14 protein-coding genes are annotated in these 16,725 nt (G+C 51.9%); 9 read left to right on the top strand and 5 right to left on the bottom strand.

The window, feature by feature from the left end:
• Positions 1–6: 6 nt before the first annotated feature.
• Positions 7–1,431, bottom strand: coding sequence for an argininosuccinate lyase (gene argH, locus PY990_RS05835; RefSeq protein WP_275270820.1), 1,425 nt, complete (start codon positions 1,429–1,431; stop codon positions 7–9).
• A gap of 149 nt (positions 1,432–1,580) precedes the next feature.
• On the opposite strand from argH, the gene hemC reads away from it, so the two are divergent.
• From hemC to ppa, 4 genes are read left to right on the top strand one after another with little or no spacing between them, the layout of a single operon-like run.
• Positions 1,581–2,513 (top strand): hydroxymethylbilane synthase, encoded by a 933-nt coding sequence (gene hemC, locus PY990_RS05840; RefSeq protein ID WP_275270821.1) that lies wholly within the window; start codon positions 1,581–1,583, stop codon positions 2,511–2,513.
• Positions 2,514–2,522: 9 nt separating this feature from the next.
• Positions 2,523–4,496, top strand: a complete 1,974-nt coding sequence (locus tag PY990_RS05845) for a uroporphyrinogen-III C-methyltransferase (protein WP_275270822.1) — start codon at positions 2,523–2,525, stop codon at positions 4,494–4,496.
• On the top strand, positions 4,493–5,683 hold the full coding sequence (locus PY990_RS05850; RefSeq protein WP_275270823.1) for a heme biosynthesis HemY N-terminal domain-containing protein: 1,191 nt from the start codon (positions 4,493–4,495) through the stop codon (positions 5,681–5,683). Before PY990_RS05845 ends, PY990_RS05850 begins: the two co-directional genes overlap by 4 nt.
• Positions 5,684–5,734: 51 nt before the next feature.
• Positions 5,735–6,262, top strand: a complete 528-nt coding sequence (gene ppa / locus PY990_RS05855) for an inorganic diphosphatase (RefSeq protein ID WP_008252865.1) — start codon at positions 5,735–5,737, stop codon at positions 6,260–6,262.
• 50 nt (positions 6,263–6,312) lie between these two features.
• On the opposite strand, the gene PY990_RS05860 is transcribed toward ppa, so the two are convergent.
• Positions 6,313–7,518, bottom strand: coding sequence for a GNAT family N-acetyltransferase (locus PY990_RS05860; protein ID WP_275270824.1), 1,206 nt, complete (start codon positions 7,516–7,518; stop codon positions 6,313–6,315).
• Between the two features lie 41 nt (positions 7,519–7,559).
• Here PY990_RS05860 and PY990_RS05865 point away from each other — a divergent pair, with 41 nt between their 5' ends.
• A complete protein-coding gene (locus PY990_RS05865) occupies positions 7,560–9,215 on the top strand; it encodes an NAD+ synthase (protein WP_275270825.1) in 1,656 nt (551 codons plus the stop codon).
• On the top strand, positions 9,212–9,550 hold the full coding sequence (locus PY990_RS05870) for a P-II family nitrogen regulator (RefSeq protein WP_008252857.1): 339 nt from the start codon (positions 9,212–9,214) through the stop codon (positions 9,548–9,550). The genes PY990_RS05865 and PY990_RS05870 overlap by 4 nt, the downstream gene beginning before the upstream one ends.
• Positions 9,551–9,609: 59 nt before the next feature.
• Here the strand turns inward: PY990_RS05870 and PY990_RS05875 are convergent, their stop codons facing one another.
• The 3 genes from PY990_RS05875 to trxB are packed head-to-tail and all read right to left on the bottom strand — an operon-like array spanning position 9,610 to position 12,190.
• Positions 9,610–10,530 carry an alpha/beta fold hydrolase gene (locus PY990_RS05875; protein WP_275270826.1) on the bottom strand — a complete coding sequence of 307 codons (921 nt, stop codon included), beginning with the start codon at positions 10,528–10,530 and terminating at the stop codon, positions 9,610–9,612.
• 26 nt (positions 10,531–10,556) lie between these two features.
• Positions 10,557–11,180, bottom strand: a complete 624-nt coding sequence (locus PY990_RS05880; RefSeq protein ID WP_275270827.1) for a Smr/MutS family protein — start codon at positions 11,178–11,180, stop codon at positions 10,557–10,559.
• 44 nt (positions 11,181–11,224) lie between these two features.
• Positions 11,225–12,190 (bottom strand): thioredoxin-disulfide reductase, encoded by a 966-nt coding sequence (trxB, locus tag PY990_RS05885; RefSeq protein ID WP_275270828.1) that lies wholly within the window; start codon positions 12,188–12,190, stop codon positions 11,225–11,227.
• 108 nt (positions 12,191–12,298) lie between these two features.
• Here trxB and PY990_RS05890 point away from each other — a divergent pair, with 108 nt between their 5' ends.
• The 3 genes from PY990_RS05890 (at position 12,299) to PY990_RS05900 (ending at position 16,707) form a co-directional block, all read left to right on the top strand.
• The gene (locus PY990_RS05890) at positions 12,299–14,611 is read left to right on the top strand and encodes a DNA translocase FtsK (RefSeq protein ID WP_275270829.1); all 2,313 of its coding nucleotides are present in this window, start codon (positions 12,299–12,301) and stop codon (positions 14,609–14,611) included.
• A gap of 108 nt (positions 14,612–14,719) precedes the next feature.
• Positions 14,720–15,355: an outer membrane lipoprotein periplasmic chaperone LolA gene (lolA, locus tag PY990_RS05895; RefSeq protein ID WP_275270830.1), complete on the top strand. Its 636-nt coding sequence runs from the start codon at positions 14,720–14,722 to the stop codon at positions 15,353–15,355.
• Positions 15,352–16,707 (top strand): replication-associated recombination protein A, encoded by a 1,356-nt coding sequence (locus PY990_RS05900; protein WP_275270831.1) that lies wholly within the window; start codon positions 15,352–15,354, stop codon positions 16,705–16,707. The genes lolA and PY990_RS05900 overlap by 4 nt, the downstream gene beginning before the upstream one ends.
• Positions 16,708–16,725 lie beyond the last annotated feature (18 nt).

Genomic DNA, 16,725 nt, shown 5'->3' on the forward strand with positions numbered 1-16,725 from the left:
TCAACTTTACAAACCCAGCCGTTGACGGGCTGCAGCCGCGGCAGCCATGACCTGACCCGGGTTGGTGCCCCCTATGTGGTTGCGGGCCTGTAGCGAGCCTTCGAGTGTGAGTACCGCACACAATTCTTGATTCACCAAGTCGTCGCTGTAGCCCAACTCGGTCAATTTCAGGGCCTCTTGAAGTTGGGCCACGGTCAAAGCCTCCAGGCCACACTGCTGGGTATCGCAGTAGCGCACCGCGCGCGCAACTGCCTCGTGCGCATCGCGGAAGGGCATGCCGCGCTTGACCAAAGCATCAGCGAGGTCTGTGGCTGTCGCATAGCCTTCCAGTGTAGCCGCACGCATATTGTCAGCCTTCACTTGAATGCCCTCAACCATTTCAGCAAAAATAGTGAGCGTGTCGACCACAGTATCAACGGTGTCGAAAAGGGGCTCTTTGTCTTCCTGGTTGTCTTTGTTATAGGCCAGTGGCTGGCCTTTCATCAAGGTCAGCAGGCCCATCAGGTGCCCGTAAACACGTCCTGTTTTGCCGCGCGCAAGTTCCGGCACATCCGGGTTTTTCTTCTGAGGCATGATGGACGAACCGGTGCAGAAACGATCGGGCAGATCGATGAATGCATAACGTTGGCTCATCCAGATAATCAATTCTTCAGACAGGCGCGACACATGCATCATCAAGATGCTGCTGGCCGAGCAAAATTCAATTGCAAAATCACGGTCTGAAACGGAATCGAGACTGTTGCGAGTGGGGGCATCAAACTCCAGCAGTTCCGCTGTGCGATTGCGATTGATGGGGAATGTGGTACCCGCCAGTGCGGCAGCGCCCAAGGGCAGCCTGTTAATTCTCTTGCGGCAATCGTGCATGCGTTCCAGGTCGCGTTCAAACATTTCTGCATAAGCCAGCAAGTGGTGCCCGAAAGTAACGGGTTGTGCCACTTGCAAGTGGGTAAAGCCCGGCATGACGGTGTCGTGGTTCCGTTCAGCCACAGTGATTAGTGCTTTGATAAGCACCTTGAGCAATCCCTGAATGCGGTCTACCTCGTGGCGCAAAAACAGGCGAATGTCCGTGGCCACCTGGTCATTGCGAGAGCGGCCTGTGTGCAGACGTTTGCCAGCGTCACCTACCAATTCGGTAAGCCTGCGCTCTATGTTCAAGTGCACGTCTTCAAGATCCAGTTGCCATGTGAACTGACCCGCCTTGATTTCACTCAGAATTTGGGACATACCGTTTTGTATTGCCTGAAGGTCGGACGCTGCAATGACTCCAGCCTCAGCCAGCATGGTGGCATGTGCCAGTGAGCCCTGAATGTCGAACTCAGCCAGCCGTTTGTCAAAAAACACGGATGCAGTGTAGCGCTTGACCAGCTCGGACATGGGTTCGTTGAATCGGGCTGACCATGCTTCCTGTTTTTTGGACCATTGGTTCGACATGGGGAATCCTTTATGCACTTTGGAACAGGGCCTAATTATAAGGGGTTGCCGTGCTAGACTTTCATCATGAACGCCTTCTCACAGCCTTGCTGTGGGGAATTGATTGAAATTTATCCACTGAATCGCGACTAGCTGTGTCGCCACACTGAATGAAAATAAGAATTGCATCAAGGGAAAGCCGCTTGGCCATGTGGCAGGCTGAACATGTTCGAGACCTGTTACTGGCTTTGCCTGAGGTTTCTGGCGTTGAAATTGTGGGAATGACTACCAAGGGCGACCAGATTCTGGACCGCTCACTCGCAAAAATTGGCGGAAAAGGACTTTTCATCAAAGAACTGGAGCATGCCTTGCTTGAAGGGCGGGCCGATTTGGCCGTGCATTCTGGCAAAGACATTCCCATGGATCTGGATCCTGAGTTTCAACTACTGGGCTTCATGACTCGCGAAGACCCACACGATGCATTTGTGTCCAACGACTATGCCAGCTTGTCTGATTTACCGGCAGGTGCTGTGGTTGGCAGCTCCAGCTTGCGCAGACAGGCACAAGTGTTGGCGCGTTATCCGCATTTGAAAGTTGAGCCTTTGCGCGGCAATCTGGATACTCGATTGGGCAAATTGGATTCAGGTCAGTATCAAGCCATAGTCTTGGCTGCTGCCGGTTTGAAACGCCTGGGTTTGCATTCAAGAATACGCAACGTGATTGAATCAACCGACATGTTGCCCGCCGTCGGTCAGGGTGCTTTGGGCCTGGAAATTCGCGCCGGTGATTCAAAATTGGCCGAGTTGGTAAAGCCACTGATTGACCCGGTGTGTACCGCGTTGGTAAGCGCAGAACGTTCAGTGTCCAAAGCGCTCGGCGGCAGTTGCCAAGTGCCCATTGCTGGCTATGCAACCTTGAACGATGCACACACTTTCACTTTGCGGGGCCTGGTGGCCAGCCCGGATGGCAAGACCGTGATCGAGAAAAGTGCGCAGGCAAGCCTGCAACACTGGGAAGCTGCCGCGGACCTGGTCATCGAAGGTTTGCTTCAAGAAGGTGCGCAGGCCTTGATTGAATCGGCTGTTCAACAATTTAAAGGATAACTCCCGGACATGACTCACACTTTGGTCGTTTGCAAACCCAAGTTGCCCGATCAGTATCTGACTCAGCGCGTTGATTTAAAGCGTCAGCTTGATCAAATGCATGCGGGCCATGTGATGTATTTTCCGGTGTTTGAATTGGTACCAGATTTGGCGACCATATTGACCATTCGGCAATGGCTTGATGCTGTTACCGAAAAACCCAACCATTTAATCGTTTTTGTAAGTCCTTCGGTTCTCGAAATTGCAGTGACCAACCTGGGGCAATGGCCTGCCCATGTTTACTGCGGAGTAATGGGGCGGCAAAGCGCCAAGTTGGCCATGGACTTGGGTATTCCCAAAGACAAAATTATCGCCCCCACTGGCGAAAACGACCTTGAAACCGAGGATTCCGACGGGCTGGCCCGCTTGCTGGCCACACATTTTGAAGCGGGTAGCTGCCGGGTAATGGTATGCAAAGGCCCCAGAGGCCGTATTGGATTTCCCAAGAAGCTTGAGGAAATGCAACACGATGTGACCGTACTTGAGTGTTATGACCGCAAGGTGATTGAGCAAAGCAATGCGCAGTGCGAGGCACTGTTTGCCCGAGCGGCTGAGGCGGTGCTCTGGATTACCAGCAGCGAAACCATAGAGGCGCTTGATTCGCAGTTGGCACGCAAATCGGAATTTCAACTCAAGGTGTTGAAAGAAACCGCCACCGTATTGACCACACACCCCCGCATTACGGTCAAATGCAGGGAATTGGGATATGCCCATGTTGTCCAGATAGCAACAGGGATACAATCGGTGAATTCATGGCTGAAATCCAACAAGAAAAGCATGGAAAACAACAATCAAACCAACTCTGCCACGCCTGCTGTCAACCCGCAACCGGTTGTCACCTCCCAATCCAGACCGGCTTCTGCCAGCGCTTCCCAGCCCAATGGGCAGTGGTTGGGCAAAGCTGCATTTTTCATCTCGGTGCTCAGCTTTGTACTCATTTTGCTGATTGCGTTTGCCGGGAAAAACCAGATTGAAAAAACACGCATGGCCTTTGGCGAGCGGATTCAGAAAGAGTCGACCACACTTGATTTGGTGAAAGAAGAAATCAGCAAATCGAGCGATCTGGCGAAAGACCTGAAAACCCGTTTTGACCTGTTGGAGCTTGCCCAGAAAGAGGAGGCCAGCCAACGCGCCAGTCTTGAGGAGGTTTATAACAGCCTGTTGGCCAGCCGAACGGAAGTGTCGCTTAGCGAAGTAGAGCAGTTGATATCAATTGCCAAACGCCAGTTGTATTTGTTGGGCAATGTAAAGGGAGCGTCTATTGCCCTGTCCCAGGCCATCGACCTGCTGGAGGGCACAGAGAAACCTTCTTTGTTGAATTTGCGCACCGCGTTGGAAAAAGACTTGACCGAAATCAAGGCCCTGCCTAGCGACGATTTGCTGAGGCTGGCGATTTCTCTTGATTCGGTGGTTAACTCTGTTGAAAGTTTGCCCATGCTGTCAAGCGCGCAGGCCACCACTGATCAAACATTGGCGCAGTTGACCGAAGAAGAAGCATCTGAGGTAGTAGCCGACACCCAAGCGCCAGCAGCCAACGAACAAGCGCAAGGGTTTGAGAAAGCCTGGGCTTCCATTAAAAAAGTGGCTCAAACAGTTTGGTACGACATCAAATCATTGATCGAAGTCACCAAAGTAGACAGCCCTGAAGTGCTCATGTTGTCCAGTCGTCAAGAAACTGATTTGCGCAATACACTGCGTTTGTCCTTGTTGAATGCACGAATTTCGCTCTTGTCGCGTCAGGCCACTTTGCTGAAATCTGATCTTGAGCGATCAGGCAATTTGTTGAATACCTACTTTGACAGTAAATCCATCCAAGTGCAGCGCGCTCAAACTGTACTGGCTGAAATTGGCGAAGTTCAACTTGATTTGGTGTTGCCAGAATTGCAGGCTACCTCTGCCGCGCTGAGGCTGGCCGTTGCCGGGCAGCAGGGGGAGCGCCAATGAAGCAGCTGCTTGGTTTGTTGCTGGTTGTCGTGGTGGCCGTGGCGGTCACTTTGATGGCTCAGGGCAATGCTTCCAAAGTATTGATCTTTTTCGGTCAGTACCGAATCGACATGTCGCTTAACTTTGCGGTAGTGGCAATTTTGCTGCTGTTTCTGGTGTTTTACGTCATGATGCGCGCTTGGCGTGCATCCAGCCAGCTCCCCGGAAAATTCAAAGAGTATTGGATGAACCGCAAGCAAAACGCCTTGTTACAAGCCAATACACAGGGTTTAATCGCCTTGATTACTGGCGATGAGCAAGGCGCCCAAAAAGCGTTGAACCAAGCCAGTAAAACCGGGATTGAAACGGATTTGAGTTACTTGATTCGCGCCATGTCAGCCATTCAGGCTGACCGCTACGATGTGGCCGAGGAAATCCTGAATCAGGAAAAAGCCAAGGTGGGCGAGCACTCGCACGCCTTGGTTGTATTGCGTGGAAAGGTGGCTTTGTCCAAGCAAGACTTTTCGGGTGCTTTGAGCATGCTGGAAGCCATGGACCCCTTGGCTGCAAAATTACCCCAGGTTCAGCGATTGCGCATGCTGGCCTTGATGGGTCTGGCCCGTTGGCAAGATGCTTTGGTTCAATACCGCGCCTGTGTCGCCGTATCGGCGCTCACCAACGGTGAGAAAAATGAAGCCTTGATGCGCATTTATGCTGGTCTGGGAGAAAGTGCAGGCCAAGACGCTTCAAAAATGAAAGAGGTGTTGTCCAATGCAAAACCTGCTGAGCTTGAGAACGTGGGTGTATTGCGCACGCTAGCCACTGGTTTGCAGAGGGCTGGATTGGTTACTGCGGCCCGCACGCTGCTTGAAATGGCTTTGAACAAAAATTACAACAGGGATTTATTGCCGATTTATCACCAGGTTGCTGTTCTGGAGCCACGGGAGGCATTGCCCAATGTAGAGCGTTTGCTGGCCCACCAGCCTGCCGATTTGCGTTTGCTGGAGTTGGCCGCTGATGTGTGCGAGCGCGAACAACTGTGGGGTAAGGCGATTTCCAGGTTTGAAGCGGTGTATGCCAAACAGCCTTCCGCACATGTGGCGGGCAAGCTGGAACGATTGTATGAGGCAGCCAACCAGGGTGAACGTGCCAAAACCTGGCGAGAGAAATTGAACAATCATCTTCAGAACGACCGGCAGCTTGCTTAAAGCATTATTGGTTACAATACGACCAAATTTTATTTTTGAGGATTAATCAGCATGGGCTACGAAAGCATTTCCCCCGGTAAAGACCTACCCAATGATGTGAACGTGATTATCGAGATCGCCGCGAACTCGGATCCTGTGAAGTACGAAATTGACAAGGAAAGTGGTGCTTTGTTTGTAGACCGTTTTGTGGGTACATCCATGCAGTACCCTTGCAACTACGGTTACATTCCACAAACTCTGGCAGCCGATGGCGACCCCGTGGACGTATTGGTCATGACCCCATACCCATTGCAGCCTGGTTGCGTGGTGCGTGTACGCCCAATCGGCATGTTGAAAATGACCGATGAATCGGGCGGTGATGCGAAGTTGCTGGGCGTTCCTGTAGAAAAGCTGTTGCCGCAGTACAAACACTATCAAAGCATTTCCGATGTACCTCAAGAATTTCTGGCGCGCATTCAGCACTTCTTTGAACACTACAAAGACCTTGAAAAAGGCAAGTGGGTAAAAATCGAAGGTTGGGGTGACATGACAGACGTCGAAAAAGAAATTCGTGACGGCGTGGCCAACTACAAAGGCTAAGATTGTTGCTTTAACCGCACTGAAAAGCCAGCCTTCGCGTTGGCTTTTTTTTATAGCTGTCCTGAACCGCTTTCCCGAAAAGCAGTGTGTTCATTTAACTCAACTGCATACGAGTCCAGGTGCGCTTTTTCCCGACGCAGAAAGTTTTCAATTGGTAACTTGAACCCGTTGTCGTGCACGTAGTGTGCACTCACCATGGTTTGCGGGTTCAGGCCACGCGCCATTTTGTGTTCACCTTGCGCGCCGCCTTCAAACCACTCTATGCCTTGCTCAATCGCAAAATCAATTGCCTGGTAATAACACAATTCAAAATGCAGGCAGGGCAGGTTTTCAATAGAGCCCCAATAGCGGCCATACAAACGTTCCTCGCTGTACAGAAAAAACGAGCTGGCCACAGGCTGACCATGCAGGCTGGCCTGAATGATCAATATCTGCTCACCCATGGTTGTACAAATTTGCCTGAAAAATTCAAGATTTAAATAAGGGCTGGAAAAGTGCTCCATGTAAGTGCGGGAATAGCACTGATAGAAAAATTCCAGTTCAGCTTCGCTGATTCGAGACCCATGAATGCGTTGAATTTCCAAACCATCCACATGTGCTTTTCGACGTTCGGCGCGAATATTTTTTCGCTTTTTCTGGTTCAGGCTTTCCAAAAACTCATCGAAATCATCAAATTGTTTGCCCGTGGCCGGGTTTTGGTTTTTCCAGTGAAATTGCACCACATACCGGCTACTGTTGTTCAGGCTGGTTGCATCACTTAATAACAGTTGTTGATCTTGTCGGGTTAAAAACAAAGCATGCAGGGTTGAAATTTGTACACCCAGCAGTTCAGTGTTCTCGGCAGCCTGCCAGGTCAGTTGTGCAAGTCCTTGAGCCAATGCTTTGCCAGCCTCGGGTGTGGCGTGGAGCACTTTGGGTGCCAACACCGGGGTAAAAGGGATGGCACACAGCAGCTTGGGGTAATAACGCTGCCCGCTGCGCTCGTAAGCCTGAGCCCAGGCCCAGTCAAAAACATACTCGCCATAGGAATGCGATTTCAAATACAAGGGCATGGCTGCCAGAAGCTCGCCAGTGTCCCCATGGATGGCCAAATGCAGCGGCCCCCAACCGGTTTCGGCTGTTGCACTGCCGCTCGCCTCTAAGGCCAGCAGGTATTCATGACGAAGAGCAGGGTGAAGCACACCACCATTGCATTTGCACACAAGTGAATTCCATTCAGCTTGTGCGATCTCGCCAATGGATTGGCAAATCTGCATGCGATAATTCATAAAGGCGACAACTACTATGCAGGTACCCAGTGAGTTTATCCCGAGTCCGATTGGCTATTGCGCAGTTGAACCTGACTGTAGGCGATTTAAAAGGCAATTGCGCAAAAATTGTTGATTACGCGCACAAGGCAGCCGCACAAGGCGTGCGAATTCTTCTCACCCCCGAGCTGTCCATCACTGGTTACCCACCTGAAGACCTGCTGTTGCGCCCCTCATTTCAGCGCCAAACCGACACTGCATTCGAGCACCTTCGTCGAAATCTGGCTGCACTCGATTTGTATGTGGTGGTGGGGCACCCAGTAAGCCGGGAAGGTGAACTGTTCAATGCTGCCTCTGTGCTTTATCGCGGGCAAGTGGTGGGCATGTACCACAAGCACGATTTGCCGAACCGCGAGGTGTTCGATGAGCAGCGCTACTTCACACCCGACAACCGTCCCTTGGTGTTTGAGGTGGATGGTATTCGTTTTGGCGTAAACATTTGCGAAGACACCTGGAACCGTTATGCGCCTGAAGCCGCAGCGGCTGCGGGAGCTGAAGTGCTGTTGGTGCCCAATGCATCGCCCTACCACATGGGCAAACAAACCATTCGTCAATCCATGGTGGCCAAGCGTGTTCAGGAAACCGGCATGGCCATTGTGTATGCCAACATGCTGGGTGGACAAGATGAACTGGTTTTTGATGGTGCATCTTTTGCAATGGATGGTAAGCAGCATGTGGCCATGCGCTTGCCTCAGTTTCAAGAGGCGCTTGCCATGCTGGACGCCGTCGCCCGTCCCGGTGAGCCTATCGTGCTGGAAGCCCACCAGCCATGCGTGTCCGAGCTTGAACTAACTGCGCAGGTGTACGAAGCCCTGAAAATGGGTGTACACGACTACGTCACAAAGAACCGCTTTCCCGGCGCGATTATTGGCTTGTCAGGTGGTGTTGATTCTGCAATAACCTTGGCGATTGCAGTGGACGCTTTGGGCGCCGACAAAGTGCGCGCCGTGATGATGCCTTCGCCATACACTGCCGATATCTCGCTGGATGATTCTCGCGACATGGTCAAGCGCCTGGGGATTCAGTACGACGAAATTTCCATCCAGGACTGCATGAGGGCCTTTGACTCAAGCCTGGCTCCCTTGTTCAAGGGCTTGGCGGCAGATACCACCGAGGAAAACCTGCAAGCTCGTATTCGCGGCACCATGCTTATGGCCATTTCTAACAAAACCGGCCGCATTGTGTTAACCACTGGCAACAAAAGTGAAATGGCCACTGGTTATTGCACCTTGTATGGCGACATGGCGGGTGGCTTTGCGGTGATCAAAGACATATTCAAAACACTGGTGTATCAGCTTTGTGAATACCGCAACAATCTGTCTGAAGTCATTCCGACCCGAATCATTACGCGCCCTCCGTCGGCTGAATTGCGACCCGATCAAGTGGATCAGGATAGCTTGCCACCCTATGATGTACTTGACGCCATTTTGGCCCGCTACATGGAAAAAGACGAATCAGTTGAAAACATCATTGCCAGCGGCTTTCAGAAGGAAGATGTGTTTAAGGCTGTTAAACTGCTTCGTATCAACGAATACAAAAGAAGACAGGCGCCCGTGGGTATTCGGGTCACGCACCGAGCATTTGGTCGCGACTGGCGCTATCCAATTACATCCAAGTTCAACGATCTAGAAGGATTCCAAGAATGAAACTGGTCAGCGCAATCATCAAGCCTTTCAAACTGGACGAAGTACGTGAGGCATTGTCGGAAGTGGGTGTCACCGGCCTCACCGTGACCGAAGTGAAAGGCTTTGGTCGTCAGCGTGGTCACACTGAGTTGTACCGTGGTGCCGAGTATGTGGTTGATTTTTTGCCCAAGGTAAAAATTGAACTGGTGATTGAAGACAAGCTGGTTGATCAAGCCATTGATGCAATTCAAAATGCTGCACGCACCAACAAGATTGGTGACGGGAAAATTTTCGTGACCGACGTTGAGCGCGTTATCCGCATTCGCACCGGTGAACAAGGCGAAGCAGCCATTTAAACAAAAAAGCCCAGGTTCTTCACTTGGGCTTTTTTTACAGCGCTTGGTTTAGCGGATTGTTAACCCAAATGGCTGTGAATGATTTCCGCAAAGGTGGGTGCCAAGGGTTCTGGCAAATCATGGCCCAACCCTTTGATCAAATGGAGTCTTGAATTGGGCACCAGTCTGGCGATTCGTTCAGAACATGCCTTTTTCAACAATGGATCATCCAGCCCATGGATCACGCAAGTGGGTACTTTGATTTCCCGTGTGTAATCTTCGATCGAACCTGTGGCCACTACGCAGTGGGTTTGCCGCAGCACACCTGCCGGTTTGTAGGCTCGGTTGTACGATTTGCGGGCACGCTCCCTCAATTTCAATGGGTCGGGCGGGTAGCCGGGGCTTCCAATGGCAATAAAAACCCGTTCCACATGCGCCACCACATCGTCAATTTTCTGGCTTTTGGGTTTTTTCAGGAACATGTTGTGCAACACATTCGGTGTGGGCATCGGCAACTTTGGGTTGTTGGTACTCGACATCAAGGTGACCAGCTTTCCTATTTTCTCGGGAGCCTTTGCCGCCACGATTTGCGAAATCATGCCGCCCATCGAAATACCGAGCAGGTGAGGGCGCTTTAATTCAAGTGCATCAATCAGACCAATTGCATCGTTGGCCATGGTATCCAGCTTGTAATTGGTGGGTGTTTGCATGCCCAGCTTGTTGCGAATGAATGTGGCTGGTACGTTCACTTTCATGCTGGTCGGGTGTTGATCAGTTAAGCCAATGTCGCGGTTGTCAAACCGAACCAGTCGATAGCCTCGCTGCAACAAAGGTGAGCAAAACTCATCGTTCCACATGGTGAGTTGGCAGCCAAGGCCCGCCACCATGAAAATAGTCTCGCCATCGGCAGGGCCGGCACTTTCCCAGGCCATATTCAGCCCAGTAATGCTGGATTTGGCAAAACCTTGTTGCCATTCAATGGGGTTGCTCGCAGCTTTCATCTGTGCTGTCTCCGTGGTGTGTCTTGTTATTGTCGGGCTTTGAGTATCACCAGCAGGGCGCCTGCGCCACCGTCTCGGGGTGGGGCTTGGCAAAAAGCAAGCACTTCGTCTTTTTGCACCAGCCAGCGTTTTACTTTTTCTTTCAGCACGGGTTCTTTGCCAATCGAACCCAAGCCCTTGCCGTGAATGATTCTGACACAACGAATGTCATGTTTTACGCTAGATCGCAAAAATTCACCCACGGCAGTACGTGCTTCATCCGAGCGCAGTCCATGCAAATCAATTTGGGCCTGAATAACCCATTGCCCTTTGCGCAGTTTCTTCAGGGCTTCTACGCCAACGCCATTGCGGCGATAGGACAGTTTGTCGTCGGTTTCCAGAAACCGCTCAACATCCATTTCATCGGAAATGCTTTCCCACAGCACAGCTTCATCATCAAGCTCGCGCTGCCGGGCAATCGGGGCTGGTTTTTCCAGTTCGTGAATTTTCAGATTGGTGTTGGGCAGCGGGGTGACATCGCGAACCAGTTTCTTAAACAGGTTCGCCTCATCCTGCAGCTTTTTGAGTTCAGCCGCTTTGATTTTCTCCTGGCGTTCAGCCTCCAGGCGCTGCTCTTTGAGCGAGCGCCTGACGCCTTCAAGATCTGCCATGGAGGTCAGCTTTTTCAATGCAGTATTTCTTAAAGGGGCTCTTGTCAGCCTTCTTGAGCTTCCAGCCAGCGCTGTGCGTCCAGTGCAGCCATGCAACCCGTGCCTGCGCTGGTAATTGCTTGACGGTACACATGGTCTTGCACGTCGCCAGCCGCAAAAACGCCTTCGATGCTGGTCATGGTCGCCAAGCCGTTCAAACCGCTTCGGGTTGTGATGTAACCGTTCTTCATGTCGATCTGACCCTCGAAGATGTCGGTATTGGGCTTGTGGCCAATCGCGATAAATACGCCCTGAAGCGCCAAGTCCTGGGTTTCACCAGTTTTTGTGGATTTAATACGAGCGCCATTCACACCCATTTCATTGCCCAGTACTTCATCCAGCGTGTAATCCGTTTTCAGCTCGATTTTTCCTTCCTTCACCTTGTCCATCATTTTGTCGATCAAAATGGCTTCGGCTTTGAATTTGTCGCGGCGGTGAATCACGGTGACCTTTTTGGCAATGTTGCTCAGGTACAGCGCTTCCTCAACTGCGGTGTTGCCACCACCCACCACGCACACTTCCTGATTGCGATAGAAAAATCCGTCACAAGTGGCACATGCAGACACGCCTTTGCCCGCAAACTCTTCCTCAGAAGGCAAGCCCAAATACATGGCACTGGCGCCTGTTGCAATAATCAACGCATCGCAGGTGTAAACGCCCGAGTCACCTTTTAGCGTGAATGGACGTTGTTGCAGTTCAACCGTGTGAATGTGATCAAAAATGATTTCGGTATTAAAACGCTCGGCATGGGCCAAAAAGCGGCTCATCAGGTCCGGGCCCTGCACGCCTTCGGCGTCGGCTGGCCAGTTGTCCACGTCTGTGGTGGTCATCAGTTGGCCACCTTGGGCCATGCCGGTGATCAAAACAGGGTTTAAATTGGCGCGGGCGGCGTACACTGCAGCAGTGTATCCGGCGGGGCCAGACCCCAAAATCAGTACTTTGGCGTGGCGTGGCGTGTTAGAACTGGTCATTGCTACCTCTTTTGTGCTTCAAATGGTGTCTGCTCGAGATATTTCTCTCGAACTTTGTCAGAATACAGACTTCAATTATATGCTGCATTGCGGGCTACTCTTAATACAGTGAATTCCAGGACCACACAAAATACAGGCACCTTACGTATCAGCAAATTGTTGCTGGAAATACGTTGGCTGTGTCTGCTTGTTTTTTCCATCTACCTGTTTCTGATTCTGGTGTCGCACAGCAGCAGCGATGACAGCTTTTCCCATGAATCGGGCAGCAGCGTAGTCAACAATTTTGGCGGCGCAGTCGGTGCCCATTTGTCGGATCTGCTCTTTTTCATCGCAGGCTACTCGGCCTACGCGCTGTTGGGCTTGTCTTTTTTTATGCTGTGGCGTGCCCGGAGAATGGTGGACGCCATTGAACTGCCGGGCTTTAACGAACCCTTGCCCAAGTGGATTGCCTGGGTAAGGCCCATTGGCTTTGTTGTGTTGTGGGTCGGTTTAATGGGGCTTGAGTCTTTGTCGATTTTCAAAGGCGAAGGCCTCCCAGCGGGTGCCGGTGGCGTTGTCGGACAAACCATCTCCAGTGTATTTCAACAGCTTCTGGGGCTATCGGGCGCGGTGATGTTGCTGTTGTTGTGCACAGCGGCTGGCCTGAGCGGACTTCTGGGCTTGAGCTGGGCGGTGATGGCCGAGCGCGTGGGCGGTTTTCTGGAAGGCTTGGTATTTAAAACCAAGGAATTGATTACCGCTTATTTCGATCGCAAGGAAGGCAAGAAAGTTGCCTTGGCCCGCGTAGAGAAAGTAGAGCAAAAACGCGAAAAGTTTGAAGAACACAAGCCAATCCGGATTGAACCAGTTGCCGTGGCAGCCGAGCCATCGGTGCAAGCCATCAAGGAAAAGCAGCAACCGTTGTTTGCTGAGTTGACTGAAACCGAGCTGCCGCCTTTGGGCCTGTTGGACGATGCGCCGGCTGCGATTGAAACCGTGTCAGCCGACACGCTTGAATACACATCGCGCTTGATAGAGAAAAAATTAAGCGACTTTGGCGTACAGGTTCAAGTGATGGCAGCGCAGCCTGGCCCAGTGATTACCAGGTTTGAAGTTGAACCTGCTGCGGGTGTGAAAGGCTCACAAGTGGTGAATCTGGCCAAAGACCTGGCTCGCGCACTGAGTTTGGTGTCCATTCGCGTGGTTGAAACCATTTACGGCAAGAACCTGATGGGGCTGGAGTTGCCGAACCCGCGTCGCCAAGTGGTGAAGCTGACCGAGATTTTGGGTTCGCAGGTGTACAGCACCAACAAATCGCCCGTGACTATGGCCTTGGGTAAAGACATCGCCGGCAAGCCGGTGGTGGCCGATTTAGCCAAGATGCCACACCTGCTGGTGGCGGGTACCACCGGCTCGGGTAAATCGGTGGGTATTAACGCCATGATTTTGTCGCTGCTGTACAAAAGCGGCGCCGAAGATGTGCGCTTGATTCTGATTGATCCAAAAATGCTTGAAATGAGCGTTTACGAGGGAATTCCTCACTTGCTGTGCCCAGTGGTAACCGACATGCGCCAAGCTGCCAATGCCTTGAATTGGGCTGTGGGCGAAATGGAAAAACGCTACCGCCTGATGAGTAAAATGGGTGTGCGTAACTTGGCTGGATATAACGCGAAAATTGCAGAAGCCAAGAAAAGCGGTAACAGCATTCCCAACCCCTTTAGCCTGACGCCCGATGCGCCCGAACCATTGGACACCTTGCCGATGGTGGTGATCGTGATCGACGAGTTGGCCGATCTGATGATGGTGGTGGGCAAGAGAATTGAAGAACTGATTGCTCGTTTGGCCCAGAAAGCCCGTGCGGCGGGCATTCACCTTATTTTGGCCACACAAAGACCTTCAGTCGATGTAATTACCGGCCTGATCAAGGCCAACATTCCAACCCGAATTGCATTCCAGGTGTCATCGAAAATCGATTCCCGCACCATTCTCGACCAAATGGGTGCTGAAGCACTTCTTGGGCAGGGTGACATGTTGTACTTGCCGCCCGGTTCCGGCGTACCACAGCGTGTGCATGGTGCATTTGTATCGGATGAAGAAGTACACCGTGTGGTTGAATACCTGAAAGAGAAGGGCGGAGAGCCCAACTACATTGAGGGCATTCTAGAGGGCGGCACCACGGAGGAAGGTGGCAACGCCAGCATGGACGCCACTGCGGGCAGTTTCGATGGCGAAAAAGATGCACTCTACGACCAAGCCGTGGGCATTGTGCTGAAGCACCGCAGGGCATCCATTTCATTTGTGCAACGCCATTTGCGCATTGGGTACAACCGTGCAGCACGCCTGCTGGAAAGCATGGAACAGGCGGGCTTGGTATCGGCCATGCAGTCCAACGGCAACCGCGAAATTCTGGCGCGAGCCGAGGCAGGCCAGGATGATGAATAATCATGACCATTAATTCAGCATTCATCCATTAAGTTCGGTAAAGCCTGTTTACCCCGGGCAACAACATGCGTTATTCAGGGTGAGGCACCTTAAAGGAAGTAGAAATCAATGCGAATTCAACAATTCTTGTTTCGATCAATTCTGGCTGCGGCTTTGAGTGCTTGCGCACTTGGGTCGGCTTGGGCGTCTGCCCAAGAGGCGCTGAACAACTTTGTAAAAAACCGGGGCTTTGCCGAAGGTCAGTTTTCACAGGTGGTTATTTCTCCCAGTGGCGCGGTGAAACAGCGCGGTACTGGCGAATTTTCTTTTTCACGGCCAGGCAAATTCCGTTGGGAAATCAAGAAACCCTATCCCTTGCTGTTGCTCTCCAATGGCAGCAGCGTGGTTTCTTATGATGAAGACATGGGTCACGCCACACAAAAGCCCATTGGCAATGCCATGGATTCAACACCTGTCGCCCTGTTGTTCGGCAGTAAAAACGTTGACAAGTTGTTTAATCTGAAAGACGAAGGCATGAAAGACGGCAAGGAATGGCTAGTCATTCGTCCGAAAGACAAGGACAACCTGTTCGACTACGCCCGTATTGGCTGGAAAGACGGCTTGCCAGTGAACCTGGAAATTCATGACGCTTTGGGCCAGGTTACCCAGCTGGAATTGAGCAATTGGGATTTTTCCAAGCAACGCCCGGCAGGCTTTTTTGACTTCAAGGCACCAGCCGGTGTGGATTTGATTCGAACCCAATGACCACCCCTGATCTGTTTGGCGACAGCACTGAGCAACGTTCTTCACCGCCGAATCAAGGCGGTGTCGCAGGATCGGTTCCGTTAGCCGAGCGGATTCGCCCAAACACACTGGCCGAAGTGGTGGGCCAAACGCACCTGCTTGGCCCTGGCAAACCGCTTACCTTGCTGTTTGACCAGCAACATGTTCACTCACTGATTTTGTGGGGCCCACCCGGTGTGGGTAAAACAACTTTGGCCCGCTTGCTGGCAGGCGCTGCAAAAGCGCAATTCATCGCCTTGTCGGCTGTGCTGGCCGGGGTCAAGGAAATTCGCGCTGCAATTGAACAGGCAGGCGAGTATGCCAAGGTGGGTAAATCCACCATTTTGTTTATCGATGAAATTCACCGCTTCAACAAATCACAGCAAGATGCCCTGTTGCCTTTTGTTGAATCGGGTTTGGTCACATTTATTGGCGCAACCACTGAAAACCCATCTTTTGAAGTGAATTCAGCCTTGCTGTCGCGCTCACAGGTGTATGTACTGAACAGTTTGAATGCCGATGATTTTACTCGTTTGCTCAAACGTGCTCAGGCGGAATTGGGGACTGGTATTGTGGTGGAAGGCGACGCGTTCGATGCTTTGTGCGCCTATGCCGATGGAGACGCACGCCGTTTTCTGAATTTGGTTGAAATTACGCTTCTTCAAATCAAGGCACAGGGCCTGAGCAGCCTTGATTTACCAGCCTTGAAGCAAATTGCTCCCTCACAAATTCGTCGATTCGACAAAGGGGGCGATGCCTTTTACGATCAGATCTCGGCCTTGCACAAGTCGGTTCGTGGCTCTGACCCCGATGCAGCCCTTTACTGGTTTTGCCGTATGCTCGATGGCGGAGCTGACCCGCGCTACATGGCCCGCCGAATTGTGCGCATGGCTTGGGAAGACATCGGCTTGGCCGATCCCCGAGCTTTTACCATCGCCAATGAAGCGGCGCAGACCTATGAACGGCTGGGTAGCCCAGAGGGTGAATTGGCTTTGGCCCAATGCGTGCTTTACCTAGCGATTGCGGCAAAAAGCAATGCGGGTTACAACGCTTACAAACAAGCGATGGCACACGTGAAGCAAAGCAGCTCCATGCCCGTGCCAATGCACCTGCGCAATGCACCCACCCAGCTGATGAAAGAACTGGGACATGGCAGTGGCTATCGTTATGCCCACGACGAGGAAGCTGGACATGCCGCGGGAGAAAGCTATTGGCCCGAGGGTATGCAAACGCCGCAGTTTTATCAGCCCACTGATCGTGGACTCGAAGGTAAAATTGCCGAAAAGCTGAGTTGGCTTGCACAGCGCAATGCCGAAGCCCGTCAAAAAAAGTAAGAAGCGCCCCATGTCGCC

It is taken from the genome of Limnobacter olei (assembly GCF_029087225.1).
Lineage (GTDB): Bacteria > Pseudomonadota > Gammaproteobacteria > Burkholderiales > Burkholderiaceae_B > Limnobacter > Limnobacter olei.

Bases quoted from the DNA above. Each gene is read 5' to 3' on its own strand.
- argH (WP_275270820.1), bottom strand. From the start codon at position 1,431: ATGTCGAACCAATGGTCCAAAAAACAGGAAGCATGGTCAGCCCGATTC.
- hemC (WP_275270821.1), top strand. From the start codon at position 1,581: ATGAAAATAAGAATTGCATCAAGGGAAAGCCGCTTGGCCATGTGGCAG.
- PY990_RS05845 (WP_275270822.1), top strand. From the start codon at position 2,523: ATGACTCACACTTTGGTCGTTTGCAAACCCAAGTTGCCCGATCAGTAT.
- PY990_RS05850 (WP_275270823.1), top strand. From the start codon at position 4,493: ATGAAGCAGCTGCTTGGTTTGTTGCTGGTTGTCGTGGTGGCCGTGGCG.
- ppa (WP_008252865.1), top strand. From the start codon at position 5,735: ATGGGCTACGAAAGCATTTCCCCCGGTAAAGACCTACCCAATGATGTG.
- PY990_RS05860 (WP_275270824.1), bottom strand. From the start codon at position 7,518: ATGCAGATTTGCCAATCCATTGGCGAGATCGCACAAGCTGAATGGAAT.
- PY990_RS05870 (WP_008252857.1), top strand. From the start codon at position 9,212: ATGAAACTGGTCAGCGCAATCATCAAGCCTTTCAAACTGGACGAAGTA.
- PY990_RS05875 (WP_275270826.1), bottom strand. From the start codon at position 10,530: ATGAAAGCTGCGAGCAACCCCATTGAATGGCAACAAGGTTTTGCCAAA.
- PY990_RS05880 (WP_275270827.1), bottom strand. From the start codon at position 11,180: ATGGCAGATCTTGAAGGCGTCAGGCGCTCGCTCAAAGAGCAGCGCCTG.
- trxB (WP_275270828.1), bottom strand. From the start codon at position 12,190: ATGACCAGTTCTAACACGCCACGCCACGCCAAAGTACTGATTTTGGGG.
- lolA (WP_275270830.1), top strand. From the start codon at position 14,720: ATGCGAATTCAACAATTCTTGTTTCGATCAATTCTGGCTGCGGCTTTG.
- PY990_RS05900 (WP_275270831.1), top strand. From the start codon at position 15,352: ATGACCACCCCTGATCTGTTTGGCGACAGCACTGAGCAACGTTCTTCA.